Source organism: Chromobacterium rhizoryzae (assembly GCF_020544465.1).
In the GTDB taxonomy this organism is placed as follows: domain Bacteria; phylum Pseudomonadota; class Gammaproteobacteria; order Burkholderiales; family Chromobacteriaceae; genus Chromobacterium.
The window spans coordinates 1688337-1712170 of sequence record NZ_CP066126.1 but is presented as its reverse complement, the minus strand read 5'-3'; the positions used below and the strand labels follow the sequence as shown (position 1 = coordinate 1712170).

At 64.6% G+C, this 23834-nt stretch carries 23 protein-coding genes and 2 tRNA genes; 10 read left to right on the top strand and 15 right to left on the bottom strand.

Translation table 11 applies throughout. The annotated features are described in order from the left end of the window. Positions 1 to 3 precede the first annotated feature (3 nt). A complete protein-coding gene (locus JC616_RS07845; RefSeq protein ID WP_227107623.1) occupies positions 4 to 399 on the bottom strand; it encodes a nuclear transport factor 2 family protein in 396 nt (131 codons plus the stop codon). Positions 400 to 540: 141 nt separating this feature from the next. On the opposite strand from JC616_RS07845, the gene JC616_RS07840 reads away from it, so the two are divergent. After that, positions 541 to 1296, top strand: a complete 756-nt coding sequence (locus JC616_RS07840) for an AraC family transcriptional regulator (protein ID WP_227107622.1) — start codon at positions 541 to 543, stop codon at positions 1294 to 1296. Here the strand turns inward: JC616_RS07840 and JC616_RS07835 are convergent. The 3 genes from JC616_RS07835 to JC616_RS07825 form a co-directional block, all read right to left on the bottom strand. Then, positions 1274 to 2371, bottom strand: coding sequence for a polyamine ABC transporter substrate-binding protein (locus JC616_RS07835; RefSeq protein WP_227107621.1), 1098 nt, complete (start codon positions 2369 to 2371; stop codon positions 1274 to 1276). The genes JC616_RS07840 and JC616_RS07835 overlap by 23 nt on opposite strands. A gap of 30 nt (positions 2372 to 2401) precedes the next feature. Next, positions 2402 to 3805: an NAD(P)/FAD-dependent oxidoreductase gene (locus JC616_RS07830; RefSeq protein ID WP_227107620.1), complete on the bottom strand. Its 1404-nt coding sequence runs from the start codon at positions 3803 to 3805 to the stop codon at positions 2402 to 2404. Positions 3806 to 3891: 86 nt separating this feature from the next. After that, entirely contained in the window at positions 3892 to 4668 is a 777-nt protein-coding gene (locus JC616_RS07825; RefSeq protein ID WP_227107619.1) for a helix-turn-helix domain-containing protein, read from the bottom strand. Between the two features lie 79 nt (positions 4669 to 4747). Here JC616_RS07825 and JC616_RS07820 point away from each other — a divergent pair, with 79 nt between their 5' ends. Both JC616_RS07820 and JC616_RS07815 read left to right on the top strand, forming a co-directional pair. Beyond that, positions 4748 to 5314, top strand: a complete 567-nt coding sequence (locus tag JC616_RS07820; RefSeq protein WP_227107618.1) for a GNAT family N-acetyltransferase — start codon at positions 4748 to 4750, stop codon at positions 5312 to 5314. Between the two features lie 79 nt (positions 5315 to 5393). Then, positions 5394 to 6983 carry a hypothetical protein gene (locus JC616_RS07815; RefSeq protein WP_227107616.1) on the top strand — a complete coding sequence of 530 codons (1590 nt, stop codon included), beginning with the start codon at positions 5394 to 5396 and terminating at the stop codon, positions 6981 to 6983. Positions 6984 to 7158: 175 nt separating this feature from the next. On the opposite strand, the gene JC616_RS07810 is transcribed toward JC616_RS07815, so the two are convergent. From JC616_RS07810 to JC616_RS07760, 11 genes are all read right to left on the bottom strand, one after another. Next, a complete protein-coding gene (locus JC616_RS07810; protein ID WP_227107613.1) occupies positions 7159 to 7458 on the bottom strand; it encodes a putative quinol monooxygenase in 300 nt (99 codons plus the stop codon). Positions 7459 to 7693: 235 nt separating this feature from the next. Further along, positions 7694 to 7770, bottom strand: a tRNA-Pro gene (locus JC616_RS07805). An 18-nt stretch (positions 7771 to 7788) separates the two neighbouring features. Next, positions 7789 to 8154 carry a MerR family transcriptional regulator gene (locus JC616_RS07800; RefSeq protein WP_107800244.1) on the bottom strand — a complete coding sequence of 122 codons (366 nt, stop codon included), beginning with the start codon at positions 8152 to 8154 and terminating at the stop codon, positions 7789 to 7791. Then, the gene (locus JC616_RS07795; RefSeq protein ID WP_019103243.1) at positions 8135 to 8437 is read right to left on the bottom strand and encodes an integration host factor subunit alpha; all 303 of its coding nucleotides are present in this window, start codon (positions 8435 to 8437) and stop codon (positions 8135 to 8137) included. The genes JC616_RS07800 and JC616_RS07795 overlap by 20 nt, the downstream gene beginning before the upstream one ends. A gap of 75 nt (positions 8438 to 8512) precedes the next feature. Continuing rightward, a complete protein-coding gene (pheT, locus tag JC616_RS07790; protein WP_227107611.1) occupies positions 8513 to 10870 on the bottom strand; it encodes a phenylalanine--tRNA ligase subunit beta in 2358 nt (785 codons plus the stop codon). A 21-nt stretch (positions 10871 to 10891) separates the two neighbouring features. Next, positions 10892 to 11875 carry a phenylalanine--tRNA ligase subunit alpha gene (pheS, locus tag JC616_RS07785; protein WP_107800246.1) on the bottom strand — a complete coding sequence of 328 codons (984 nt, stop codon included), beginning with the start codon at positions 11873 to 11875 and terminating at the stop codon, positions 10892 to 10894. A gap of 155 nt (positions 11876 to 12030) precedes the next feature. After that, entirely contained in the window at positions 12031 to 12390 is a 360-nt protein-coding gene (gene rplT, locus JC616_RS07780; protein ID WP_019103240.1) for a 50S ribosomal protein L20, read from the bottom strand. 12 nt (positions 12391 to 12402) lie between these two features. Continuing rightward, positions 12403 to 12600, bottom strand: coding sequence for a 50S ribosomal protein L35 (rpmI, locus tag JC616_RS07775; RefSeq protein WP_019103239.1), 198 nt, complete (start codon positions 12598 to 12600; stop codon positions 12403 to 12405). 167 nt (positions 12601 to 12767) lie between these two features. Continuing rightward, positions 12768 to 13292 (bottom strand): translation initiation factor IF-3, encoded by a 525-nt coding sequence (infC, locus tag JC616_RS07770; RefSeq protein WP_081556240.1) that lies wholly within the window; start codon positions 13290 to 13292, stop codon positions 12768 to 12770. 41 nt (positions 13293 to 13333) lie between these two features. Beyond that, positions 13334 to 15235, bottom strand: coding sequence for a threonine--tRNA ligase (gene thrS, locus JC616_RS07765; RefSeq protein WP_227107609.1), 1902 nt, complete (start codon positions 15233 to 15235; stop codon positions 13334 to 13336). Between the two features lie 175 nt (positions 15236 to 15410). Next, a tRNA-Val gene (locus tag JC616_RS07760) sits at positions 15411 to 15487 on the bottom strand. A gap of 160 nt (positions 15488 to 15647) precedes the next feature. Here JC616_RS07760 and tgt point away from each other — a divergent pair. The 7 genes from tgt (at position 15648) to JC616_RS07725 (ending at position 23625) form a co-directional block, all read left to right on the top strand. Continuing rightward, positions 15648 to 16763: a tRNA guanosine(34) transglycosylase Tgt gene (gene tgt / locus JC616_RS07755; protein WP_107800248.1), complete on the top strand. Its 1116-nt coding sequence runs from the start codon at positions 15648 to 15650 to the stop codon at positions 16761 to 16763. A gap of 131 nt (positions 16764 to 16894) precedes the next feature. Beyond that, on the top strand, positions 16895 to 17221 hold the full coding sequence (gene yajC / locus JC616_RS07750; RefSeq protein WP_043633815.1) for a preprotein translocase subunit YajC: 327 nt from the start codon (positions 16895 to 16897) through the stop codon (positions 17219 to 17221). Positions 17222 to 17289: 68 nt separating this feature from the next. Then, entirely contained in the window at positions 17290 to 19137 is a 1848-nt protein-coding gene (secD, locus tag JC616_RS07745; RefSeq protein WP_107800249.1) for a protein translocase subunit SecD, read from the top strand. A gap of 9 nt (positions 19138 to 19146) precedes the next feature. Next, complete coding sequence (secF, locus tag JC616_RS07740; RefSeq protein WP_107800250.1) at positions 19147 to 20082, top strand: protein translocase subunit SecF; 936 nt, start codon at positions 19147 to 19149, stop codon at positions 20080 to 20082. A 107-nt stretch (positions 20083 to 20189) separates the two neighbouring features. After that, positions 20190 to 20834, top strand: coding sequence for a DedA family protein (locus JC616_RS07735; protein WP_107800251.1), 645 nt, complete (start codon positions 20190 to 20192; stop codon positions 20832 to 20834). A 70-nt stretch (positions 20835 to 20904) separates the two neighbouring features. Then, positions 20905 to 22800 carry a DNA mismatch repair endonuclease MutL gene (gene mutL / locus JC616_RS07730; protein ID WP_227107607.1) on the top strand — a complete coding sequence of 632 codons (1896 nt, stop codon included), beginning with the start codon at positions 20905 to 20907 and terminating at the stop codon, positions 22798 to 22800. Between the two features lie 3 nt (positions 22801 to 22803). Beyond that, a complete protein-coding gene (locus JC616_RS07725; RefSeq protein ID WP_227107605.1) occupies positions 22804 to 23625 on the top strand; it encodes an MBL fold metallo-hydrolase in 822 nt (273 codons plus the stop codon). The last annotated feature ends 209 nt before the right edge of the window (positions 23626 to 23834 follow it).

The window sequence follows — 23834 nt, the reverse complement described above, 5'->3', positions numbered from 1 at the left end:
GCATCAGTGGCGGGACCCCAGATCCCGGTCCTCGGTCGTTCCGCTCAGCATATGCGTCAGTTCGTCGCAGGCGCGCACCATGCCGTCGCGCACGCGGAATTCGGCGATGACCAGCATGCTCACCCGGCCGCCGTCCCGCTTGTCCGCGGCGACGCGATGGCGAGTGAACACGCGCTCGCCCTGCTCCGCCCAGCTCAGGATTTCAAGATCGACCCGGCTGCACGTCTGCTTCAGATGGCGCAAATGCTTGATGAAATCGGCGTAATCCAAGCTGCGGCCGTCCGCCTGCTGGCGATAATCGGGATGGACCAGCTTCGCCAAACGGTTTTCGTCCAGTTCCGGGCGCAGCAATGCGTATTCGAATAATTCGCGCACCACGGCGATAGCGCTGTCTTGCATGGTTTGACTCCTTATAGAGGGGTGATATCGACGATGGGCGGCGCGGCCGAAGCCCGTCCCGCCACAATGGCCAGTATCCGTCCCGGCGCCGATGGCGCGTTATCGCTACAATGTCATCCAATATCTCAAATAGGCCAAACCATGCTGCTCGCCGCCGCCCGCATCCGTCACGACGACGCCGACCCCGAAGCCTGGCACAGCCATGACAGCGGCCAGCTCAGCTTGCTGCGCCGCGGCGTGCTGAACATCGCCACCGACGGCGGCCGGCTCTGGCTGCCGCCCGGCCACCTGGCCTGGATTCCTCCCGGCGTGCGCCACGCCTCGCACCGCCACGGCCTGATAGACGGCATCAGCCTGCACTTCGCCGCCGCGGCCTGCGCGCGGCTGCCGGCCGACGCGCAAGCCATCTCCTGCGACGCGCTGCCGCCCGCCATCATGCGGCGCGCGCTGGATTTTTCCACGCCGCCCCTTCCCAGAGAGCTGCGGCTGCTGGAGGTCTTGCTGGATGAATTGGAACACTGCCCGCCCTTGCGCCTGAGCCTGCCCTTGCCGCAAGACCGGCGCGCGCGCCGGGTCGCCGACGCGCTGACGGAGGCCCCCGAAGACCCGCGCTCGCGCGACGACTGGGCGCAATGGGCCGGCCTCAGCGGGCGCAGCCTGAGCCGTCTGTTTCCGGAGCAGACCGGTCTCAGCTTCCAGGCCTGGCGCCGTCGGCTGCGGCTGTTGAAATCGCTGGAATATCTATCGGCCGGCCAGCCCGTCGGCGCCGCCGCCTGGCGCTGCGGCTACGACAGCCCCAGCGCCTTCATCGCCGCCTTCCGACAGACTTTCGGCCGCACGCCGGCCCAATTGCTGGGCCGGCCCTCGGAGCGCTTCAGCGATAGCTATTGTTCTTGAACTGATTGAACAGCCTCACCCGCTCCCTTTGCAGCGCCGGCGGCACCCGTCCCTGGCCGCGCAGCTTGCTCATGCCGGCCGCGTCCGGATAGAGGTTGCGGTCCGCCGTCAGCGCGCCATCCAGCAAAGGCCGCGACGCCGGCAAGGCGTTGGGATAGAACAATTCATTGCTGATTTCCGCCATCACCTCCGGCCGCATCATGAAATCGAGGAAGCGATGCGCGTTGTCCGGATGCGGCGCGTCCTTGGGGATGGCGAAAGTGTCCACCCACAACTCCGCGCCCTTGGGCGACAGCAGGTAGCGGATCTTGCGCGGGCTCTTGGCCTCGCCCGCGCGACGCGCGGCGATGTAGGCGTCGCCGGAATAGATCATCGCCGCGCAGAGCTCGCCGTTGACCAGATCATTGATGGGCGTGGAAGTGAACACCCGCACATAGGGCCGGACCGCGCGCAGCAGGCCGGCGACAGCGGGCAGATCCTCCGGCCGGTTCCGGCCAGGGTCCTTGCCCAGATAGATCAAGGCCTGCACCGCCACCTGGCTGGGGGACATCATCATGGAAACGCCGCAGCCGCGCAGCTTGGACGCGTAAGCCGGGTCGAACAACAGGGCCAGCGCGTCGGCCGGCGGCGGCGCGCCGCCCAGCGCCCGCCGCACCCGGTCTTCGTCGATGGCCACCGAGGTGGTGCCCCACAGATAGGGCAGCGCGTAACGGTTGCCGGGATCAGCCGCGGCCAGCTGCCGCAGCAGCGCCGGGTCCAGTTGGCGGTAATTGGGCAGCTTGCCCTTGTCCAGCGGCCGGAAGGCGCCCGCCGCCAGCTGATTGGCCAGGAAGCTCATCGACGGTCCCACCACATCGTAGCCGCTGCGGCCGGTCAGCAATTTGCCTTGCAGGATTTCATTGCTGTCGTATACGTCGTAACGCACCTTGATGCCGGTCTCGCTCTCGAAACGCCGCAAGGTCTGTTTGCCGATGTAATGACTCCAGTTGTAGACGTTCAGCACCTTCTCTTCGGCCGCCTGCGCCGGAACGGCCAGGCAGCAGACCCAGATCCCCACCCCAATGCGTCGCCACATGAATGTTCTCCCGATATCGCGCGCCGGCCATCAGGCCAGCAAAGCCTCCAGGGCCGCCGCCAGCTTGCCCGCGCCGCGCCGGGCCCAGGCCGGCGCGCTCCCGTCGGCGCACAGTTTCTCTTCCAGCCCGTAAGCGCTGCGCACCAGGTGATAACCCAGCCACGGCACCGGCTCCGGCGCCCAGCGGCGCACCCGCTCCAAACGCCCTTCCGGCATGACCCAGGGCATGGAAGCCAGATCGCCGTCGCGCTCCAGAATCAATTCCGCCAGCGTGCGCCCCATCAGATTGGCGGCTCCCACGCCCTCGCCGCCGTAGCCGCCGGCCATGGCGATGCCGGCGCGCCGGTCGAACAAGGCGTAGGGCGTGAAAGCGCGCGCCACGCCCAGCGTGCCGCCCCAGCGGTAGGGCGCCGCCGCCGCGCCCAAGGCAGGGAACAGCCGACGCAGCAAGCGCTCGCGCCAGGCGAACTCGGCGCCGTTAGGGTCGAAGTCCCACTGCGCGCGGCCGCCCAGCCGGTAACCGCCGCGCGCGCCGAACACCAGGCGACCGTCCGCGCTGCGTTGGCCGTAAGTCACCATCCGGCTCAAATCGCCGAAAGCCTGGCGGCGCCCCAGTCCGATCTCGTCCCACTGCGCCGCCGACAGCGGTTCGGTGGCCAGCAGCAGGCTCTGCACCGGCAGCAGGCAACGGCCCAAGCGCGAAAATTGCCCGGCCGCGCCCTCCAGCGCCGGCACGATGACGTCCGCGCTCAAGTCGCAGCCGTCCAGCCCCGCCACTCCGGGAGCCAGCCGGCGCACCGGGCTATGCTCGTGAATGCGCACGCCCAGCCGCGCCGCGGCCCGCGCCAGGCCTTGCGCCAGCCGGGCCGGCTGAACCACCGCGCAATGCGGGGAGAACACCCCGCCGCGCACATCTCTCGCGCCCAGCTGCGCCCGGGCTTCCTCGCGGTCCAGCCAACGGAAGTCGGCCTCGCCGTGGCCCGCCCGCCGCAGTTCGCGCAGCCAGTTCCGTCCCATCGCTTCCTGCTCCGGATAGCGCGCCGCCGCGTACAGCACCCCACCATGGGCAAAATCGCATTCGACGCCTTCGCGCGCCAACACCGCGGCCACTTCGTCGACGATGCCGTACAGCCGCCGCCGCGCGTGTTCGCGCCGCTCGCCGTCCAGACTGAGCAAATGGACGTCCTGATTGGCCAGCCCGCCTATCAGCCAGCCGCCGTTGCGTCCGGACGCGCCGTAGCCGCAGGTTTCCGCCTCCAACACCGCCACATCCAGCTCCGGCGCCATGCGCTTGAGGTAGTAAGCCGTCCAAAGGCCGGTGTAGCCGCCGCCGATCACCGCCACGTCGCAGCGGGCCGACTGCGTCAACGGCGGCCAGGACCGCGCCGCGGGACTTTGATCCAGCCACAGACAAGCTTGGGACTCGATCCCCATGAATGCTCCTTGGCGATAGCCCCGAACCTGGGGCGGACCCGAACAGACTAAGCCGGCGCCCGCGCCGCGTCGTGCGCGCGGGACCGCTAGGAATCGGCGGAAAAGTAGCGCTGCGGCGTGGTGCCGGTTTCCAGACGGAAAGCCTTGTAGAACGTGGAGGCGGACTTGAAGCCGACGGCGAAGGCCATGTCCAGCGGAGCGGCCGGCGGCCGCGGCAGCGCCAGCAGATGGCGGACGCGCTGCTGATTGAGCCAGGCGTAGAAGCTCAGGCCCAGCGCCTGGTTCAAGACGTGGGAGATCTGATTGCGGGTGTAGCCGGTGGCCTGCGCCACCTGGCCCAGGCTCAGCTCGCAGTCCAGATAGGGCCGCTGTTCGGCGAAATAGGCTTGCAGGTCCGCCAGCAGCCGCGCCAGCCGCTGCGGGTTCAAACCGATGCGATCGCCGGTCCGCTCCCCGCTCAAACGCACCGGCGTACAGTACTCATGCACGGAGACGATCAGGCCATCCCGCACCCGGATCGCCTCGCCGCCTTGAAAACTGGCCAGTTTGCCGCTGGAGGCCAGCCGGATCACATAGCGGTATTGGATGAAGGCGGTGTCGCCGTCGACGCGGATGCGGTCGGTGTGCTGCAAACTCTCCTTGCCGCCGTCCGGCATGCTCTCGGCCAGATAGGCCGGCAAATCGGCGTAAGTCAGCGTCAGATTGCGGTAGAAATCGCAATATTCGACCTCCAGATGAAACAAGGCCAGCGCCGCCCGCGCGTCGCGCGCGCGCCAGCATTCGTGGTAGCGCCGCGCCACCTCCCAGGTGGCCCGGCTCTCGGCATCCCAAGCCGCCCGCGGGCCGGCCGTCGTTTCCGCCATGACTGTCTCTCTCCCGCGCCCTTGGCGGCTGTTATCATATAGCTCGACCATACCCGTCCATTGCGAGGAGAGCCAGCCGATGGAGATACTGATCTTCCCCGAAGCGGAAGTGCCCGCGGAACTGCGCATGCAAGTGCTGGCGCTGCAAAACCTGGCCTGGCCCGGGGAGCCGCCGGTCGGGCCCGAGCCCATCCACGACCCGGCGCTCGCGCCCTTGTCGCTGCTGCTGGTGGAAAACCGCCGGGTGCTGTCGGCGCTGGACATCCTCAGCAAAACGCTGCGCCACGCCGGCGAGGACTTCCAGGCCAGCGGCATCAGCTGCATGGTCACCCAGCCCGAGGACCGCAGCCGCGGCCTGGGGCGGCTGCTGGCCGCCTCCGCGCGCGAAACCATGCAGGCCAACGGCGCCGATCTCGGCATCTTCACTTGCGACCGCCCCCTGCGGCGCTTTTACCAAAGCTGCGGCTGGAGCGAACTGCCGGGCGCCGTCTTGATCGGCGGCACGCCGGCCGCGCCCTTCCCCAGCAGCCAGTTCGACAAGGCGACCATGGCCTGCTTTTTCAGCGACAAGGCCAGGCGGCTGGCGTCGCGTTTCGAAGATTGCGAGATCGCGCTCCATCCGGGGGACATCGACCGGCTGTGGTAAGCGTCCCGCGGCGACATCGCCTCCTCGCCGGCAAGCGCTCCCCGCCTTGCCGGCCTCCTGTTCAGCCCCCATTCCAACCATGACAGAAGCTCCCGACCTCATCGAAATCGAGTTGTCCGCTCCCTACCGCGTCAAGGGCGAGGCCGCCCGCGGCCAATCCGTCTGGCTGCTGGCCCGGCTCTGGCACGCTCAGCAGTTCGGCGACGGCGCGGTGTCCGCCGCCGCCCTGCGGCTAGGCTTTCCCGGCCAGAACAATATCCGCATGCTGATCTCGCGCGCGTTCGCCGACTTCGCCCGCTGGGGCGTGCAGGCCGGCTGGGGCGCCGCGCGCGGCCGGCCCATCGCCACCCTGCCGCTGAACGGACGCAGCCGCGGTCCGTTCTGGCTGACGGCCGACATGGCCTCGCGGCTGCGTTTCCGCGCAGGCGGCGTCGAGGTGGAGCGGGATTGGCTGGAGCACTTCCTCGGTCTTCGCCGGGAAAAACCGGAAAGCCCGGCCGGCGATCTGTCCTATCTGATGCGCGACATGCGCTTTTGGCAACAGATGGCGCAGGCCATCCGCGACGAATACGACGGCTTCGGACGCCGCCCCAGCCGCCAGGTGGCGGAATCCTTCCACGTCGCGCGTCAATTCGCCGGAGACGATTTTCAGCAAGCGCTGGCCTTGATGAAAGAAAGCCTGGCCCTGCGCCGCAGCGCTCAACTGGACGGCAGCCGCAGCGCGCTGAAGCGGCTGGACCGAGTGCTGGACGCCGGCAGCGTCCATCACGCCCATCCCACCTTCGCCGCGATGGCCTGCATCGTCAAAGCCTGGGAGCGTTACTCCCAAGGCGACGCCGACGCGGCGCGGACCGCGCTGGAACACCTGCAAACCTCGCCGGAGCTGCAGCCGGTTTTCCGCTACAACCCGCGCGTGCGCTTCGAATGCCTGAACCTGCTGGCCCTGCTGCACAAGCACGCCGCCACCAGCGGCGCCGGCGCCGCGCGCCAGCGGGACGAGGCCGGCGCGGCGCTGCAAGCGTTGAGCGGCGCGCTGGAAGCGGCTTACGAGGCGGACTCCATCGACGCCGCCCAACATGTGGCCGCCAATATCGGCTGGTGCTTGTGGCTGTTCTGGCAACAGGGGCTGGTCGACCCGGAACGCGAACAGCGCGTGGGCGCGGTGCAGTTGCAGGCGATGCGCTGGCTTGGGCTGTCCGAATGGATTTGCGACCGCTTCGGCTACGGCAGCGGCTCCGCCTGGAATCTGATCTTCATCCTGCGCATCGCCCGCGGCAACTGCCCGCCGCCGCGTTCGCGCAGCCTCTCGGCCTTCCGCGCCCAGCAACCGCTGGCGCTGGAAGACGCCATCGCGGCCTTGCAGCCCTTGCACGCCTCCTTGTCTCCGGCCAAGGGCTTCAGCCGCTGGTCCTCGGCGGCGGTCCTGGCGCTGGACGAGCAACTCGCCGGCAACGCCGCCTTCCCTCCTCTGCAACAAGCCAATCTATTGCTGGAAGCCGCCTGGTTCCTGCTGCATGAGCAGGGCGCCGGCCGGGAGGCCGCGGACGCGCTGTCCCGCCTCCAGGCCTTGCTGCCGTCGCTGCGGCGCGGCGAGCGCAGTTTTTTCAACAGCGAGCTGCAACGGCTGCCCATCGAAGCGCCTCTGACCGACATCCGCCCAGAAAAATAGCCGGCAAGGCCGGCGGGGAACGGTAAGCAGCGTTTGGGTCTGTTCAGCGTCTCGCGAGCGAGGGCGAGACAAGGCGAAAACCGCTGAGAAAGCGGAATGCACTCGTGGTGCATGAGCATTTCTAGGCGGTTTTCAACGCCGCATCGCCGACGCGTAGCAGGTCGTAAACAGGTTCTTAGGCCGGGTTCAGCACATGCACGGCCAGGCCGGCCACCGCGCCCTCGGTCGCGGCGACGAAGGCGCGCAGCGGCGGCGCGTCCAGGTGGCGGTCCAAGGCCGCCTTGCTGGTCCACTTCTCTATCACCACCAGACTATCCGCGCCATACGGCTGCGGCGAATCCGCGTGGTCCAGCGCCGGGCCGTACTCGATGCAACCCTCTTCCTCGCGCACCAGAGGCACGATCGCATTCAACTCGCGCAAAATCACGGCGCGCTGGCCCGGCTTGGCGGTAATCACGGCTACTACATGTAACATGGCAATCCTCACAAAAGTCGGCGATACGCCGCCGCGCATCTCCGCGGCGGCCACAGGAATACGGCAGGCGCAGAAACAAATGGTTCGCCGCCGTCTATCGGGCAATAAAAATCGCCCGCCGAATTCGACTCATTGAAGGGGATGGAATTAGAAGGATTTCTAATATTTGGAGGGGAAAATAAAAAAAGCTCTGCAAACGCAGAGCTTTTAAATATTTGATACTTTTGGAATTCTTTGGTCGGGGCGAGAAGATTCGAACTTCCGACCCCCTGCACCCCATGCAGGTGCGCTACCAGGCTGCGCTACGCCCCGACTCGAGAGAAACGTATTCTAAACTGCTTTTTGATTTTTGCCAAGCCCTGAATCAAGCCATTCCAAAATCGCCTCCAACTCGGTCCTGACCTCCTGGGCCGTTGCCGGGCGCACTTCTTGGCCGTCCGCGCCCAGACGCTGGCGGGCGCCGTGGATGGTAAACCCGTCGTCATATAACAGACCGCGAATGCGCCTGACCAATAACACTTCGTGATGTTGGTAATAACGGCGGTTGCCGCGGCGCTTCACCTGGCGCAATTGGGAAAATTCCTGCTCCCAATAGCGCAGCACATGCGGCTTGACGCCGGTGAGCTCGCTCACCTCGCTAATGGTGAAGTAGCGCTTGGACGGTATCGGCGGCAGATCAGCCTTGCTTGTTGGCATGGAATTGCTCGACCATTCCCTTGAGTTTCTGACTAGCGTGGAACGTTACCACACGTCGCGCGGTGATGGGAATCTCTTCCCCGGTCTTGGGGTTGCGACCCGGACGCTGCGGCTTGTCGCGCAATTGGAAATTGCCGAAACCGGACAATTTGACGGAATCGCCGGACTCCAGGGCCTGGCGAATTTCCTCAAAGAACGATTCAACCATGTCCTTGGCTTCACGCTTGTTCAAACCCACTTGATCGAACAGCATGTCGGCCAGCTCAGCCTTGGTCAAAGTCATGTCACCCTCTCACACATCAATATTTCTAATCATTCAAAAGCCCGCCGACTCCGCGGCGGGCTCCACGCCTTGGGCTCAGCGCAACTGAGCGCCCAGCTCGGCGGCAACGCCGTCCAGCAGGGCCTTGAGCGCCGGCTCCACGTCTTCGTCGGTCAGCGTGCGGCTATTGTCCTGCAACATCACGCGGAAGGCCAGACTCTTCTTGCCCTCTTCCACGCCTTTGCCGCGATAAACGTCGAACAAAGCCACTTCGCTGACGATGGCGGCGCCGTGCTTGGCGAAGCAGGCCAGCAATTGGGCCGTTTCCACCGCCTCGTCCACCACCAGCGCCAGATCGCGGCGCACCGCCTGGAACTTGCTCACCGGCTGCGCCTTGATGGGCTGCCGCGCTTCCGCCGCCGCCAGGTCAAGTTCGAACAACACCGGCGCGCTGGGCAGATCGTATTGCTGCGCCCACTTGGGATGCAGTTCGCCGATCACGCCGACTACCACGCCGTCCACCAGCACTTCGGCGCAACGGCCCGGATGGAAGGCCGGATGCGCGGCCTTGCAGAAATCCGCGCGCCGCGGGTGCAACAGGGCTTCGACATCGGCTTTGACGTCGAAGAAATCGACGCGTTCAGCCTTGACGCCCCATTGCTCCGGCAAGCGCGGACCCCAGGCGAGGCCGGCCACTTTTTCCGGCTGATCGAACCAGTCGGCGGATTTCTTGAACACGCGCGCCACTTCGAACACGCGCACGCGCGGCTGCTTGCGGTTGAGGTTGCCCACCAGCACGTCCACCAGCCCGCCGATCAGCGTGGAGCGCATCACGCTCATCTGCGAAGCGATCGGGTTGATCAGGCGCACCGGCTGCTCGTTGGCGGCGAAATCGCGCTCCCAGGCTTCGTCGACGAAGGCGTAGCTGACGATTTCCTGATAGTCGCGCGCCGCCAGCAGATGGCGGATCTGATCGCGCGGCCGCAGCTCTTCCCGCTGCGCCAGCATGCGCATGCCGGAACGCGGCGCGTCGGCGGGGATCGCGTCGTAGCCGTATACCCGCGCCACTTCCTCGATCAGGTCTTCCTCGATCGCGATGTCGAAGCGGAAGGACGGCGCCTCCACGGTGAAGACTTCGCCGTCCAGACGGTGCGCCAGGCCCAGCCGGCCCAGAATTTCACCGATCTGCGCACTGCTCAAGCTCACGCCCAACAACTTGGCGCAACGCGGCACGCGCAGCTTGACCTCGCCGCGCCGCGGCAGTTCGGCCACGGCCTCCACCACCGGACCCGGCTGACCGCCGCAGATGTCCAGCACCAGGCGGGTGGCGCGTTCCATCGCTTCGCGCTGCAGCTGGAAGTCCACGCCGCGCTCGTAACGGAAGGAGGAGTCAGAACCGAAGCCCAGCTCGCGCGCCTTGCCGGCGATCGCTTCCGGCGCGAAGAAGGCGCTTTCCAGGAAAATATCCGTGCTGGCGACGGTGACGCCGCTGTGCTCGCCGCCCATGATGCCGGCGATGGCCAGCGCCTTGGTCTGGTCCGCGATCACCATGTAATCGGACTTGAGCTTGACGGTTTTCTCGTTCAGGCACAGCAGTTCTTCGCCGTCCTTGGCCATGCGCACGACAATGCCGCCGTCCAGCTTGGCCAGGTCGAAGGCGTGCATCGGCTGGCCTTGTTCCAACAATACGTAGTTGGTGATGTCGACCACGGCGGAAATCGAACGCAGGCCGGCGCGCTCCAGGCGGCGGCGCATCCATTCCGGCGTGGCGGCGGCGGCGTTGACGCCCTTGAGCGCGCGGCCCAGGTAGCGGCCGCAGCCAGCGGCGGCGTCTATGCTCACCGACAGCGCGTCGTCGATGACCGGGGCCACCGCGGGAATGGCCACCGGCGCCAGTTCTGCGCCGGTCAGCGCCGCCACTTCACGCGCGATGCCGCGGATGGACAGGCAGTCGGCGCGGTTGGGGGTGATTTTCAGCGTGAACAGCTGGTCGTCCAGGCCCAGGTAGTCGCGTATGCTCTGCCCCGCCGGCGCGTCGGCCGGCAGCACCAGCAGGCCGTCGACCTCGTCCGGCACGCCCAGCTCCTTGCCGGAGCACAGCATGCCGTTGGATTCGACGCCGCGCATCTTGGTCGGCTTGATCTTGAAATCGCCGGGCAGCGCGGCGCCGGGCAAAGCGCACGGCACTTTCAGGCCGACGGCGACATTGGGCGCGCCGCAGACGATCTGCACCAGTTCGCCCGTGCCCACGTCCACCTTGGTCACGCGCAGGCGGTCGGCGTTTTCGTGCTTGGCCACTTCCTTGACTTCGGCCACCACCACGCCGCTGAAGGCCGGCGCGGCGGCGTTGACTTCTTCCACCTCCAGACCCGCCATGGTCAGCAGGTAGGACAGCTCGTCGGTGCTCAGCGACGGATTAACCCAGCTTCTCAGCCATTGTTCGGAAAATTGCATAGTATTCGGCTCCGTACGCGATCAGTTGAACTGTCTCAGGAAGTTGAGGTCGTTCTCGAAGAACAGCCGCAGGTCGTTGACGCCATAGCGCAGCATGGCGAAACGATCGAGACCGATGCCGAAGGCGAAGCCGGTGTAACGCTCCGGGTCGATGTTGACATTGCGCAACACATTGGGGTGCACCATGCCGCAGCCGCCCACTTCCAGCCAGCCGCGCTCGCCCAGCACGTCGATTTCCGCCGAGGGCTCGGTGAAGGGGAAGAAGGACGGACGGAAGCGCACTTGCAGATCGTCGCGCTCGAAGAAACGGCGCAGGAAGTCGGTCACCACCGCCTTGAGGTCGGCGAAGGACACGCCCTCTTCCACCCACAGGCCTTCCATCTGGTGGAACATCGGCGAATGAGTGGCGTCGGAGTCCACGCGGTATACGCGACCCGGGGCCACGATCTTGATAGGCGGCTGATTGTTCATCATGAAGCGCGCCTGGATCGGGCTGGTATGCGTGCGCAGCACGTCGCCACCTTCCACGTAGAAGGTGTCGGCCATCGCGCGCGCGGGATGGTTTTCCGGGATGTTCAGCGCCTGGAAATTGTAGAAATCGGTTTCGATCTCCGGGCCGTCCGCCACTTCAAAACCCATGGTGCGGAACAGGCCGGCGATGCGTTCCAGCGTCAGCGCCACCGGGTGCAGGCCGCCGCCGTTGCTGCCGCGCCCCGGCAGGGTCACGTCCAGCGCCTCGGCAGCCAGTTGCGCCTCCAGCTTGGCGGCGTTCAATTGGTCGAGGCGCTGCTTGTGCGCGGCCTCAAAAGCCTGCTTGGCCACATTGATGGTGGCGCCGGCGGCCTTGCGCTCTTCGGCGGGCAGCTTGCCCAGCTGTTTCAGGAGTTCGGTCAACTCGCCGCTCTTGCCCAGATAGCGGGCCTTGACCTGCTCCAGTTCAAGAAGATCGGCCGCCGCGGCTACCGCGGCCAGACCGGATTGGAGAATCGCGTCAACGTTGTTCATCGTGTTCCACACCGTATGCGAAAGAAAGCTGGCCACACGCGCCCCAGCACTCGGGCGAGTCTGGCCAACCGTCTTGATCTTGAGTCATGCCTGCGGCCGGGCCGCATCAAAAAAAAGGGAGGCAAGATTGCCTCCCTTTTGATCCGTCCGGGCGATTAAGCAGCGAGGCTTGCTTTCGCCTTTTCGACGATCTGTGCAAAAGCCGGCTTGTCGAACACGGCCAGGTCGGCCAGGACCTTGCGGTCGATTTCGATAGAGGCTTTTTTCAGGCCGTTCATGAATTTGCTGTACGGCAGGCCGTTTTCACGAGCAGCTGCGTTGATACGAGCAATCCACAGTTGACGGAACTGACGCTTTTTCTGACGACGGTCACGGTAGGCGTACTGACCGGCTTTCATCACCGCCTGTTTGGCGATGCGATAGACGTTCTTCCGGCGGCCGCGATAGCCTTTCGCCAGTGCGAGGATTTTCTTGTGACGAGCACGAGCGGTTACACCGCGTTTTACGCGTGGCATATCTTAGTCTCCTTAAGCGTAGGGCATCATTGCGCGAACAGAGGCCATATTGGTGCTATCTACCATGGTAGTACCACGCAGTTGGCGCTTGTTCTTGGTGGTTTTCTTGGTCAGGATGTGACGCTTGAACGCGTAAGAGCGCTTTACACCACCATTGCCCAGTACTTTGAGACGCTTTTTCGCGCTCGACTTGGTTTTCATTTTCGGCATGGACTGCTCCTGCTGAATTTTGATTAGATTAGACGCGAGGTGGCTGCCGGACGAATCCGGAAACGCTTGAAAAACCATCGTGCCACGCTTTTGGGCAGATCGTTGCCGACCTACAAAATCAACACGGCAGAGCGAACCCTGCCGTGTCAGTTTGATGATTATACCGATTATTTCTTCTTCGGCGCAATCATCATGACCATCTGGCGGCCTTCCAGCTTGGGAAACTGCTCAACCACCGCAATTTCGGACAAATCGGCTTCGACACGCTTAAGCAACTCCAAACCGATGTTCTGGTGGGCCATCTCACGACCGCGGAAGCGCAGAGTGACCTTGGCTTTGTCGCCGTCAGCCAGGAATCGGGTCAAGTTGCGCAACTTGACGTTGTAGTCGCCGTCGTCGGTGCCCGGACGGAACTTGATTTCCTTGATCTGAACCTGTTTCTGCTTCTGCTTGGCTTCGTGACGCTTCTTGGACTGCTCGTACTTGTACTTGCCGTAGTCCATCAGCTTGCATACCGGAGGCTGCGCGGTCGGGGAAATCTCCACCAGATCCACATCGCCTTCCTCCGCCAGCGCCATTGCCTCACGCAGACTGACAACACCAATCTGCTCACCTTCTTTACCTACCAGACGAATTTCACGGGCGGTAATCTCGCCGTTGATCCGTGCTTCGCGTTCCTGAGCTATAGCCAAATCTCCTATTAATCTAAACTCAATGCCTGCCGTCGCCGGAATCAGGCCCCAGGCATCTCAGCCTTGAGGCGCGCAATCAGCGCATCCAGCGTAAGCTGCCCCAGGTCTTCCCCGCGGGAGCGTACGGCAACCAACTCGCCAGCCTTCTCCTTGTCGCCGACGATGATCTGATACGGCAACTTTTGCAGACTGTGCTCGCGAATTTTATAGCCGATCTTCTCGTTTCTCAAGTCAAGATCAACGCGGAAGCCTTGTTCGCGCAGTTTGGCGGCCACATTGGCCGCGTATTCGGCCTGCGCTTCGGTGATATTCATCACCACCATCTGCACCGGAGCCAGCCACAAGGGGAAGGCGCCGGCGTGGTTTTCGATCAGGATGCCGAGGAAGCGCTCCAGCGAACCCAGCGCCGCGCGGTGCAGCATCACCGGGCGCTTGCGGCTGTTGTCGTCGGCCACGTATTCGGCGTCCAGACGCTCCGGCAGCATGAAGTCCAGCTGCAGGGTGCCGCACTGCCAGGAACGGCCCAGCGCGTCCTTGATGTGGTATTCGATCTTGGGGCCGTAGAACGCGCCCTCGCCCGGCAGCTCTTCCCACTCCACGCCGCAGGCGCGCAGCGCTTCGCGCATGCCTTCTTCCGCCTTGTCCCAGGTGGATTCTTCGCCGATGCGTTTTTCCGGACGCAGCGCCAGCTTGATCGCCACCTTGTCGAAGCCGAAGCGCTCGTACACTTCCATCACCAGGCGATGGAAATCCTTGGCCTCCTGGTTGATCTGGTCTTCGGTACAGAAGATGTGGCCGTCGTCCTGCACGAAGCCGCGCACGCGCATGATGCCGTGCAGCGCGCCGGACGGCTCGTTGCGGTGGCAGGAGCCGAACTCGGCGTAGCGCAGCGGCAGATCGCGATAAGAACGCAGACCGCTATTGAACACCTGCACATGGCCCGGGCAGTTCATCGGCTTGACCGCGTAGTCGCGCTTTTCCGATTCAGTGATGAACATGTTCTCGCGGTAGTTGGCGGCGTGGCCGGAACGCTCCCACAGATGGGCGTCCATCATCATCGGGGTGCGGATTTCCTTATAGCCTTCGCGGTTCAGCTTCTCGCGCATGTATTGCTCGACGCTCTGCCACAGCTGCCAGCCCTTGGGATGCCAGAACACCATGCCCGGCGCCTCGTCCTGCAGGTGGAACAGGTCCAGTTGCACGCCCAGCTTGCGATGGTCGCGCTTTTCCGCCTCTTCCAACATATAGAGATAGGCGTCCAGGTCTTCTTTCCTGGCCCAGGCGGTGCCGTAAACGCGCTGCAGCATTTCATTCTTGCTGTCGCCGCGCCAGTAGGCGCCGGCCACCTTCATCAGCTTGAACACCTTGAGCTTGCCGGTGGACGGCACGTGGGGGCCGCGGCACAGGTCGGTGAATTCGCCCTCGCGGTACAGGCTCAGCACTTCGCCCTGCGGGATGGATTCGATGATCTCGGCCTTATAGGCCTCGCCTATGCTCTTGAAGTAGGCGATGGCTTCGTCGCGCGGCAGCTCGTAACGCTCCACCGGGATGTCTTTCTTCGCCAGCTCGGCCATTTTCTTTTCAATGGCGGCCAGGTCTTCCGGCGTGAACGGGCGCTTGTAGGCGAAATCGTAGTAGAAGCCGTTTTCGATCTCCGGCCCGATGGTGACCTGGGCTTCCGGGAACAGCTCCTTTACCGCATAGGCCAGCAAGTGGGCGGTGGAGTGGCGGATGATGGACAGGCCGTCCGCGTCCTTGTCGGTGATGATGGCCAGGTCGGCATTGCGGTCGATGGCGTAAGAGGTGTCCACCAGCGCGCCGTCCACGCGGCCGGCGAGCGCCGCGCGAGCCAAGCCTGCGCCGATGGATGCGGCCACTTCATGAACCGTTACCGGTTTATCGAACGAACGGATCGAGCCGTCCGGCAAGCGAATGTCTGGCATGTCAACTCCAACAAGGCGAGAGAGAAATTTTTAGAAAGCTTAGGATAAAAAAAAAGTGCGGCCTGAGCCGCACTTTTTTTGCATGGAACAACCCGCAAGGCTCAGCTAGCGTGAGTATGTCGGGTTGTGGTAGTTCGCAAGTTGGACACTTGTAACGCTCCATGCGTTTGAATTTTGGTAGGCACGATTGGACTCGAACCAACGACCCCCACCATGTCAAGGTGGTGCTCTAACCAGCTGAGCTACGTGCCTGTCGTCGAGCTGCGAATACTAAACAAGCCCGCTACGCTTGGCAAGCGTTTTTTTCATCCGCCGCGAGGAAGAAACCGCGACAAAGCCCCAGCGGGCGCGGCTTACGGTATACTAGCCGGCTGATTTTGCTAAACAAACATACCAGAGCAATCCCCGAATCATGCTGAAGTTTACCGTACATAAAACCTCCGGCGGCGCGCGGCGCGGCACGCTGGAGCTGAACCACGGCACCGTGGAGACGCCGGTGTTCCAGCCGGTGGGCACTTACGGCTCGGTCAAGGCGATGAGCCCGGTCGAGCTGAACGACATCGGCGCCCAGATCATTCTGGGCAACACTTTCCACCTGTGGCTGCGCCCGGGCCTGGAGATCGTCGAACAGTTCGGCGGCCTGCACGAGTTCATCGGCTGGGACAAACCCATCCTCACCGATTCCGGCGGCTTCCAGGTGTTCAGCCTGTCCGATATGCGCAAGCTGACCGAGGAAGGCTGCACCTTCCAAAGCCCGATCAACGGCGACAAGCTGTTCCTGAGCCCGGAAATCTCGATGAAGATCCAGACCGTGCTCAACTCCGACATCGTGATGCAGCTGGACGAGTGCACGCCGGGCCAGGTGGATCACGCCACCGCGCAGAAGTCGCTGCAGATGAGCTTGCGCTGGGCAGAGCGCTCGCGCCGCGCCTTCGACGATCTGAAAAACCCCAATGCGCTGTTCGGCATCGTCCAGGGCAACCTTTATACCGATTTGCGCCAGGAATCGCTGGAAGGCCTGATGCAGGTCGGCTTCGACGGCATCGCCATCGGCGGCCTGTCGGTGGGCGAGCCCAAGCCTGAGATGTACCGGATGCTGACCGAGTTGAAGGACATGCTGCCGGCTGAGAAGCCGCATTATCTGATGGGCGTGGGCACGCCGGAGGATTTGGTGCACGGCGTGGCCAACGGCGTGGACATGTTCGATTGCGTGATGCCGACGCGCAACGCGCGCAACGGCTGGATCTTCACCCAGTGGGGCGACGTCAAGATCAAGAACGCGCGCTATAAGGACGACAAGAAGCCGCTGGACGAGGAATGCGAGTGCTACGCCTGCCGCAACTTCAGCCGCGCTTACCTGCATCATCTGCACCGCGTCGGCGAGATTCTGGGCGCCCGCCTCAACACCATACACAATCTGCATTATTACCAGGAGCTGATGCGCCAGATGCGCCGCGCCATCGAGGAAGACCGTTTCGAGGACTTCCGCCTGGAGTTCGCCGCCAAGCGCGCCCGCGGCGTCAACTGAGGAACCACCTGGGCGGTCGGCCTGTCACAGGCCTGACCGTCGCAAGCATTGGAAAAAGCGGACCAGCATGGCTACAATGGTCCGTTTATTTCGACCAGCCATAACAATACATAATCTAAGGGAGTAGTTTGATGTCCTTTATCAGCCCCGCCTTCGCCAACACCGGCGCCGCAGTAGGAGGTTTCGACCTGATGGGCTTCCTGCCCATGATCGCCATCTTCGTGCTGTTCTGGTTCCTGATGGTGCGCCCGCAGCAGAAGCGCATGAAAGAGCATCAGAAGATGCTGTCGGAAATCCAGAAGGGCGATGAAGTCGCCACCCAGGGCGGCATCGTCGGCCGCGTGGCCAAGATCGGCGAACAGTTCCTGACTCTGGAAATCGCCAACGGCGTGGAAATCACCGTTCAGCGCGGCTCGGTTTCCGCCAAGCTGGAAAAAGGCACGCTGAAGTCGCTGTAAGGATTCAGCCGACGGCCACCGCAGCGCGCTGCCGGTGGCCGGTTCATTTTCTTTTCCCGAACTAAAACATGAACCGCTACCCTCTTTGGAAATACCTCGTCATTGCGGTGGCCCTGATCCTTTCCGCGATCTACACGCTGCCCAATTTCTACGGCGAGACTCCCGCGGTCCAGGTCTCCAGCTCGCGCCAATCCATTCCGGTGGACACCGCCGTGATGACGCGCGTGGAAGAGGCGCTGAAAGCGCAGAACATCTCTCCCGACGGCCTGTTCCTCGACGGAACCAGCCTGCGAGTCCGCTTCAAGGACGCCGACACCCAGCTCAAGGCGCGCGACGCCATCCAGCACGCGCTGGGCGACAACTACATCATCGCGCTTAATCTGCTGTCCGCCTCCCCCGCCTGGCTGACCAGCCTGAAGGCGCACCCGATGTTCCTCGGCCTCGACCTGCGCGGCGGCGTGCACTTCCTGCTGGAAGTGGACATGAAGGCCGCCATCGACAAGACGATGGAACGCTACGCCGGCGACTTGCGCCGCGAGCTGAAGAACAAGAAAGTCCGCTACGGCGCGATCAAGCGCAACGGCAATACGCTGGAAGTGCAGCTGCGCGACGCCGACACGCTCAAGGCCACTCAGGACGTGGTCTACCGCAGCCTGCCCTCGCTCACCGTCAAGAGCGACGACGGCAACTACCGGCTGACGCTGACCCTGAAGCCGGAAGAGATCACCAAGATCCAGGGCGACGCGGTCAAACAGAACATCACCACGCTGCATAACCGCGTCAATGAGCTGGGCACCTCCGAGCCCATCATTCAGCAGAACGGCCCCAACCGCATCGTGGTGCAGCTGCCCGGCATCCAGGACACCGCCCGCGCCAAGGACATCATCGGCCGCACCGCCACGCTGGAAGTGCGCATGGTGGAAGACGACCCGAGCAAGATGGCCGACGCGATGGCCGGCAACGTGCCGGCCGGCTACGAGCTGCTGGACGAAGCCTCTTCCCGCGGCGTGCAGAAGATTCTGGTGCGCAAGGACGTTGAACTGACCGGCGACAATATCAACGACGCCCAGGCCGGCTTCGACGAAAACGGCGCGCCCGCCGTCCACATCAATCTGGACTCCGCCGGCGCCTCCATCTTCCGTCAGGTGACCGCCGAGAACATCGGCCGCCGCATGGCGATGGTGCTGGTGGAAAAAGGCCGCGCCGAAGTGGTGACCGCTCCGGTGATCCGCTCCGAAATCGGCGGCGGCCGCGTGCAGATCTCCGGCAGCATGAACCCGGCAGAAGCCAACGACACCGCCCTGCTCTTGCGCGCCGGTTCGCTGGCCGCGCCGATGAACATCGTCGAAGAACGCACCGTAGGCCCGAGCCTGGGTCAGGAAAACATCGAGAAAGGCTTCCACGCCACGCTGTGGGGCTTTGCCGCCATCGCCACCTTCATGGTCCTGTACTACGGCATGTTCGGCGTGTTCTCCGCGCTGTCGCTGGCGATCAACGTCTTCCTGCTGCTGGCGCTCTTGTCCATGATCCAGGCCACGCTGACCCTGCCCGGCATCGCCGCCATCGCGCTGGCGCTGGGCATGGCCATCGACGCCAACGTGCTGATCAACGAGCGCATCCGCGAGGAGCTGCGCAACGGCGTGCCGCCGCATTCGGCGATCCAGGCCGGTTACACCCACGCCTGGCACACCATTCTGGACTCCAACGTCACCACGCTGATCGCCGGCCTCGCGCTGCTGATCTTCGGCTCCGGCGCGGTGCGCGGCTTCGCCGTGGTGCACAGCCTGGGCATCCTGACCTCGATGTTCTCCGCGGTGGTGATTTCCCGCGGCCTGGTCAACCTGTGGTACGGCCGCCGCCGCAAACTGACCACGCTGGCCATCGGCCAGGTGTGGAAACCGGAAAACAAAGGATAAGGACCGGATATGGAGCTTTTCCGCATCAAACGGGACATCCCGTTCATGAGCTACGGCCGGCTCACCACGACCATCTCGCTGGTGACCTTCATCCTGGCCATCTTCTTCCTGGCTACCCGCGGCCTGAACTACAGCGTGGAATTCACCGGCGGCACCGTGCTGGAAGTGCAGTACCAGCAGTCCGCCGACCTGGGCGCCATCCGCGACAAGGTGGACGAGCTCAAGCTGGGCGAGTCCACGGTGCAGAGCCTGGGCAGCAGCCGCGACGTGATGATACGCCTGCCCAACAAGCCGGGCGTCACCTCCGCCCAGCTGTCGGAAAAAGTGATGGCCATGCTCAAGGCCGGCGATCCTCAAGTGCAACTGCGCAAAGTGGACTTCGTCGGCCCCAGCGTGGGCGAGGAACTGGTGACCCACGGTCTGACCGCCACCATCCTGGTGTGCGTGGGCATCATGATCTACCTGGCCATCCGCTTTGAATGGCGTTTCGCCATCGCGGCCATCATCGCCAACATGCACGACGTGGTGATCATCCTGGGCTGCTTCGCCTTCTTCCGCTGGGAGTTTTCGCTGACCGTGCTGGCCGGCATCCTGGCGGTGCTGGGCTACTCGGTGAACGAATCGGTGGTGGTGTTCGACCGGATTCGCGAGAACTTCCGCAAGCCGGGCATGAAGGGCCACAGCGTGGCCGAAGTCATCGACAACGCCATCACTGCCACGATGAGCCGCACCATCATCACCCACTTCTCCACCGAGATGATGGTGGTGTCCATGCTGCTGTTCGGCGGCCCGGCGCTGCACGGCTTCGCGATGGCGCTGACCATCGGCATCGTGTTCGGCATTTACTCCTCGGTGCTGGTCGCCAGCCCGATCGCCCTGTGGCTGGGCGTGAAGCGCGAACATATGATCAAGCCGGTGAAACCAAAAGAAGAAGCGGTCGTCTGATCACTTCCCTCATGAGCCTCATTTAAAAAGGTTCTGATTGCTGGCCGGCTTGTCCGGCCAGTTTTACTTTCAACCCGAGCAGCACCCTTACCGAGCGCAACGACATCATGGAAGCCATCACTTTTCTGATCGACTTCATCCTGCACATCGACACTCATCTGTCCCAGCTGGTGGCCGCCTACGGCCCTTGGATTTACGCCATTCTGTTTCTGATCGTGTTCTGCGAAACCGGACTGGTGGTCACCCCCTTCCTGCCCGGCGACTCGCTGCTCTTCGTCGCCGGCGCGCTGGCGGCCATGGGCCAGATGAACCCGCACTTGCTGGTGCTGCTCCTGATCGTCGCCGCCATCCTCGGCGACGCGACCAATTACGCCATCGGCCGCAACGTCGGCATGAAGCTGTTCGACAAGTTTCCGCGCATCCTGAAGCCGCAATACCTGGACCGCACCCACGCCTTCTACGAACGCCATGGCGGCAAAACCATCATCTTCGCCCGCTTCGTGCCCATCGTGCGCACCTTCGCGCCCTTCGTCGCCGGCATCGGCAAGATGCACTACCCGCAGTTCCTGCGCTACAACGTGGTGGGCGCCATCGCCTGGGTGGTCGGCTTCACTTACGCCGGCTACTTCTTCGGCAACCTGCCCTTCGTGCGCAAGAACCTGGAATTGCTGATTTTCGGCATCATCCTGGTGTCCTTCCTGCCGGGATTGATTGAAATCTGGCGCCACAAGCGCGCGGCCGCCCGCGGCTGATCCGTAGTAGAATCGACAAGGCCGCCGTAGCGCGGCCTTTTTGCTTTGACATCACGCCCCAATGCCGCCCATGAAACGCATCCAACGCCTGCCCGACCACCTCGTCAACCAGATCGCCGCCGGCGAAGTGGTGGAACGCCCCGCCTCCGCGCTCAAGGAAATACTGGAAAACAGCCTGGACGCCGGCGCGTCCAAGATCACGGTGGACCTGGCCCAGGGCGGCATCAAGCTGCTGCGCGTCACCGACAACGGCGGCGGCATCGCGGCGGAAGACCTGGCGCTGGCGCTGGATCGCCACGCCACCAGCAAGATCGCCTCGCTGGACGATCTGGAAAACGTCGCCACCCTGGGTTTCCGCGGCGAGGGTCTCGCCAGCATCGCCTCGGTGTCGCGGCTGACCCTGGTCAGCCGGCCGCCGGACGCCGAACACGCCCATCAGCTCATCGCCATCGACGGCGCGCTGCACCCGGTGGAGCCGGCCGCCCACGCGCCCGGCACCAGCGTCGAGGTGGTGGACATCTATTTCAACACCCCGGCGCGGCGAAAATTCCTGAAAAGCGAGAACACCGAATACGCGCACTGCGAGGCGGTGTTCGAGCGCATCGCGCTGGCCCACCCCCATGTGGAGTTCATGCTGCGCCACAACGGCAAGGTGATCTGGCGCCTGCCGGCGCAAAGCCTGGCCGAGCGCGTGGCCGCGATGCTGGGCAAGGATTTCGTCGCCGCCGCCATCGAGATCGACACCGCCGCCGGCCCGCTGACGCTCAGCGGCTTCGTCGCCTCCCCCACTTACTCCAAGGCCAGCCGCGACGCCCAGTACTTCTACGTCAACGGCCGCTTCGTGCGCGACAAGACCGCGCTGCACGCGCTGCGCCAGGCGTACCGCGACGTGCTGCACCACGATCGCCATCCGGCCTACGCGCTGTTCCTGACCATGGAGCCGTCCGGCGTCGACGTCAATGTGCACCCGACCAAGATCGAAGTGCGCTTCCGCGAATCGCAGGCCATCCACCAATTCCTGTTCCACAGCGTGCACAAGGCTTTGGCCAGCACCACCGCCGGCGCCGCGCCTACCGTTCAGATCGCCGGCGCCGATGAGGCGGCCGAGCCCGCGCTGGCCCAGGGCGAATCCGCGCCCTTGTTCGACAAGCCGTTCAACCGGCCCGCCGCGCCCTCCTCCGGCCCGGCCGGGGGACAGTCCGCCTTCCGCTACCAGCAGCAGGCGATGCCGCTGCACGTGGCCCGGGAAGCCACCGGCATCTACGACAAGCTGTTCGGCGGCCTGCGCGAGGAAGAACGCGCCCAGCCCGCCGCGCCGGCGCCGGTGGAATACAGCCTGCCGCCGCAGCGCGTGGCCGCGCTGCCGCAAAGCGCGGACGGCGTTCCGCCGCTGGGCTTCGCGCTGGCGCAGCTGCACGGCGTCTACATCCTCAGCCAGTGCGAAGACGGGCTGATCCTGGTGGACATGCACGCCGCCCACGAACGCATCGTCTACGAACAGCTGAAAACCGCGCTGGAGGCCGACACCATCCCGATGCAGCCCTTGCTGCTGCCGGTGTCCTTCGCCGCCGATCGCATGGAGGTGGCCACCGCCCACGAACACGGCGAGGAGATGAAGCGGCTGGGCATGGAACTGGCGCCGCTGTCCCCCACCCAGATCGCCGTGCGCGGCGTGCCGGTGTGGCTGAAGGACGGCAATCCGGTGGACCTGGCGCGCGCGGTACTGAAGGATGTGCGCGAGTTCGGCCTCAGCCAGGTGCTGACCGAGCGCCGCAACGAGCTCCTGGCCACCATGGCCTGCCACGGCGCGGTGCGCGCCAACCGCCAGCTGACGCTGCCGGAAATGAACGCCTTGCTGCGCGATATGGAAGCCACCGAACGCTCCGGCCAATGCAACCACGGCCGCCCCACCTGGACCCGGCTGTCGATGCGCGAGCTGGATAAGCTGTTCATGCGCGGTCAATAAGCGATGCGCGTCACCGTACTGGCGGAAAACCACAGCCTGCGGCCGGACTTGATCGCCGAGCCCGGCCTCGCGCTGCTGATCGAGGACGGCCCGCACCGCATCCTGTTCGACACCGGCCGCAGCGACGCGCTGCTGCGCAACGCCAGTCAGCTGGGCGTCGATCTCGCCGCGCTCAGCCAGGTGGTGTTGTCGCACGGCCATTACGACCACAGCGGCGGCCTGCCTGCGCTCAGCCGGCTCTTGCGCCAGCGCGCGGCGGCGCCGCTGCCGCTGCTGGCCCATCCCGAGGCCTTCCGAGCGCGCGAAGCGCGGCTGGGGCCGATCACGCTGCGCAAGCTGGGCTCGCCGCTCGCCGAAGCCGATCTGCAAGCCAGCTTCGAGCTGCAATTGCACGCCCGGCCCCACGCCTTCGCCGACCGCTACGTCTTCCTCGGCCAGATTCCACGGCGGCGCCACGCCGAAGGCCGCGGCACCCTGGGCCGCCTCGTCGACGCGAGCGGCCACCGGCCGGACCCGGTGGCCGACGATTCGGCCCTGGTCTACCGCGGCGAGCAAGGCCTGATCGTCTTCAGCGGCTGCGCCCATTCCGGCATCCGCCACATCGTCGACTACGCGCGCGAAGTCTGCGCCGAGCCGCGCATCCACGCGGTGATAGGCGGTTTCCACCTGCGCAGCGCGGCGCCGTGGCGCGTCTGGCGGACCCGCCGCTACTTCCAGCAACTGGCGCCGGAGGGCCTGTACGCCTGTCACTGCACCGGCTACGCCCGTCACGCGCTGGCGCGCCAGCACCCCATCGCCGCCGGCAGTCAACTGAGCTTCGACTAAACCGGTTTCGACAGTTCCTGCCGCGGAAAAACGACAGTTCGCTCTTTCCGCCATTATTCACGGTCGGCGTGCCGCATTGCAGCATTCCGACCGCCGCTCCGTCTCCTTCTCCCGCCTCCAAACCGCATAAACGCCGCCGCTGCGGGCTTTGGCCGTCCCGCCGCGCTCAGCGCGTCCGTCTTCGTCCGGGCGCTAGCAAAAAACGGCGC

Bases quoted from the DNA above. Each gene is read 5' to 3' on its own strand.
- JC616_RS07845 (WP_227107623.1), bottom strand. From the start codon at position 399: ATGCAAGACAGCGCTATCGCCGTGGTGCGCGAATTATTCGAATACGCA.
- JC616_RS07840 (WP_227107622.1), top strand. From the start codon at position 541: ATGCTGCTCGCCGCCGCCCGCATCCGTCACGACGACGCCGACCCCGAA.
- JC616_RS07835 (WP_227107621.1), bottom strand. From the start codon at position 2,371: ATGTGGCGACGCATTGGGGTGGGGATCTGGGTCTGCTGCCTGGCCGTT.
- JC616_RS07830 (WP_227107620.1), bottom strand. From the start codon at position 3,805: ATGGGGATCGAGTCCCAAGCTTGTCTGTGGCTGGATCAAAGTCCCGCG.
- JC616_RS07825 (WP_227107619.1), bottom strand. From the start codon at position 4,668: ATGGCGGAAACGACGGCCGGCCCGCGGGCGGCTTGGGATGCCGAGAGC.
- JC616_RS07820 (WP_227107618.1), top strand. From the start codon at position 4,748: ATGGAGATACTGATCTTCCCCGAAGCGGAAGTGCCCGCGGAACTGCGC.
- JC616_RS07815 (WP_227107616.1), top strand. From the start codon at position 5,394: ATGACAGAAGCTCCCGACCTCATCGAAATCGAGTTGTCCGCTCCCTAC.
- JC616_RS07810 (WP_227107613.1), bottom strand. From the start codon at position 7,458: ATGTTACATGTAGTAGCCGTGATTACCGCCAAGCCGGGCCAGCGCGCC.
- JC616_RS07800 (WP_107800244.1), bottom strand. From the start codon at position 8,154: ATGCCAACAAGCAAGGCTGATCTGCCGCCGATACCGTCCAAGCGCTAC.
- JC616_RS07795 (WP_019103243.1), bottom strand. From the start codon at position 8,437: ATGACTTTGACCAAGGCTGAGCTGGCCGACATGCTGTTCGATCAAGTG.
- pheT (WP_227107611.1), bottom strand. From the start codon at position 10,870: ATGCAATTTTCCGAACAATGGCTGAGAAGCTGGGTTAATCCGTCGCTG.
- pheS (WP_107800246.1), bottom strand. From the start codon at position 11,875: ATGAACAACGTTGACGCGATTCTCCAATCCGGTCTGGCCGCGGTAGCC.
- rplT (WP_019103240.1), bottom strand. From the start codon at position 12,390: ATGCCACGCGTAAAACGCGGTGTAACCGCTCGTGCTCGTCACAAGAAA.
- rpmI (WP_019103239.1), bottom strand. From the start codon at position 12,600: ATGCCGAAAATGAAAACCAAGTCGAGCGCGAAAAAGCGTCTCAAAGTA.
- thrS (WP_227107609.1), bottom strand. From the start codon at position 15,235: ATGCCAGACATTCGCTTGCCGGACGGCTCGATCCGTTCGTTCGATAAA.
- tgt (WP_107800248.1), top strand. From the start codon at position 15,648: ATGCTGAAGTTTACCGTACATAAAACCTCCGGCGGCGCGCGGCGCGGC.
- yajC (WP_043633815.1), top strand. From the start codon at position 16,895: ATGTCCTTTATCAGCCCCGCCTTCGCCAACACCGGCGCCGCAGTAGGA.
- secD (WP_107800249.1), top strand. From the start codon at position 17,290: ATGAACCGCTACCCTCTTTGGAAATACCTCGTCATTGCGGTGGCCCTG.
- secF (WP_107800250.1), top strand. From the start codon at position 19,147: ATGGAGCTTTTCCGCATCAAACGGGACATCCCGTTCATGAGCTACGGC.
- JC616_RS07735 (WP_107800251.1), top strand. From the start codon at position 20,190: ATGGAAGCCATCACTTTTCTGATCGACTTCATCCTGCACATCGACACT.
- mutL (WP_227107607.1), top strand. From the start codon at position 20,905: ATGAAACGCATCCAACGCCTGCCCGACCACCTCGTCAACCAGATCGCC.
- JC616_RS07725 (WP_227107605.1), top strand. From the start codon at position 22,804: ATGCGCGTCACCGTACTGGCGGAAAACCACAGCCTGCGGCCGGACTTG.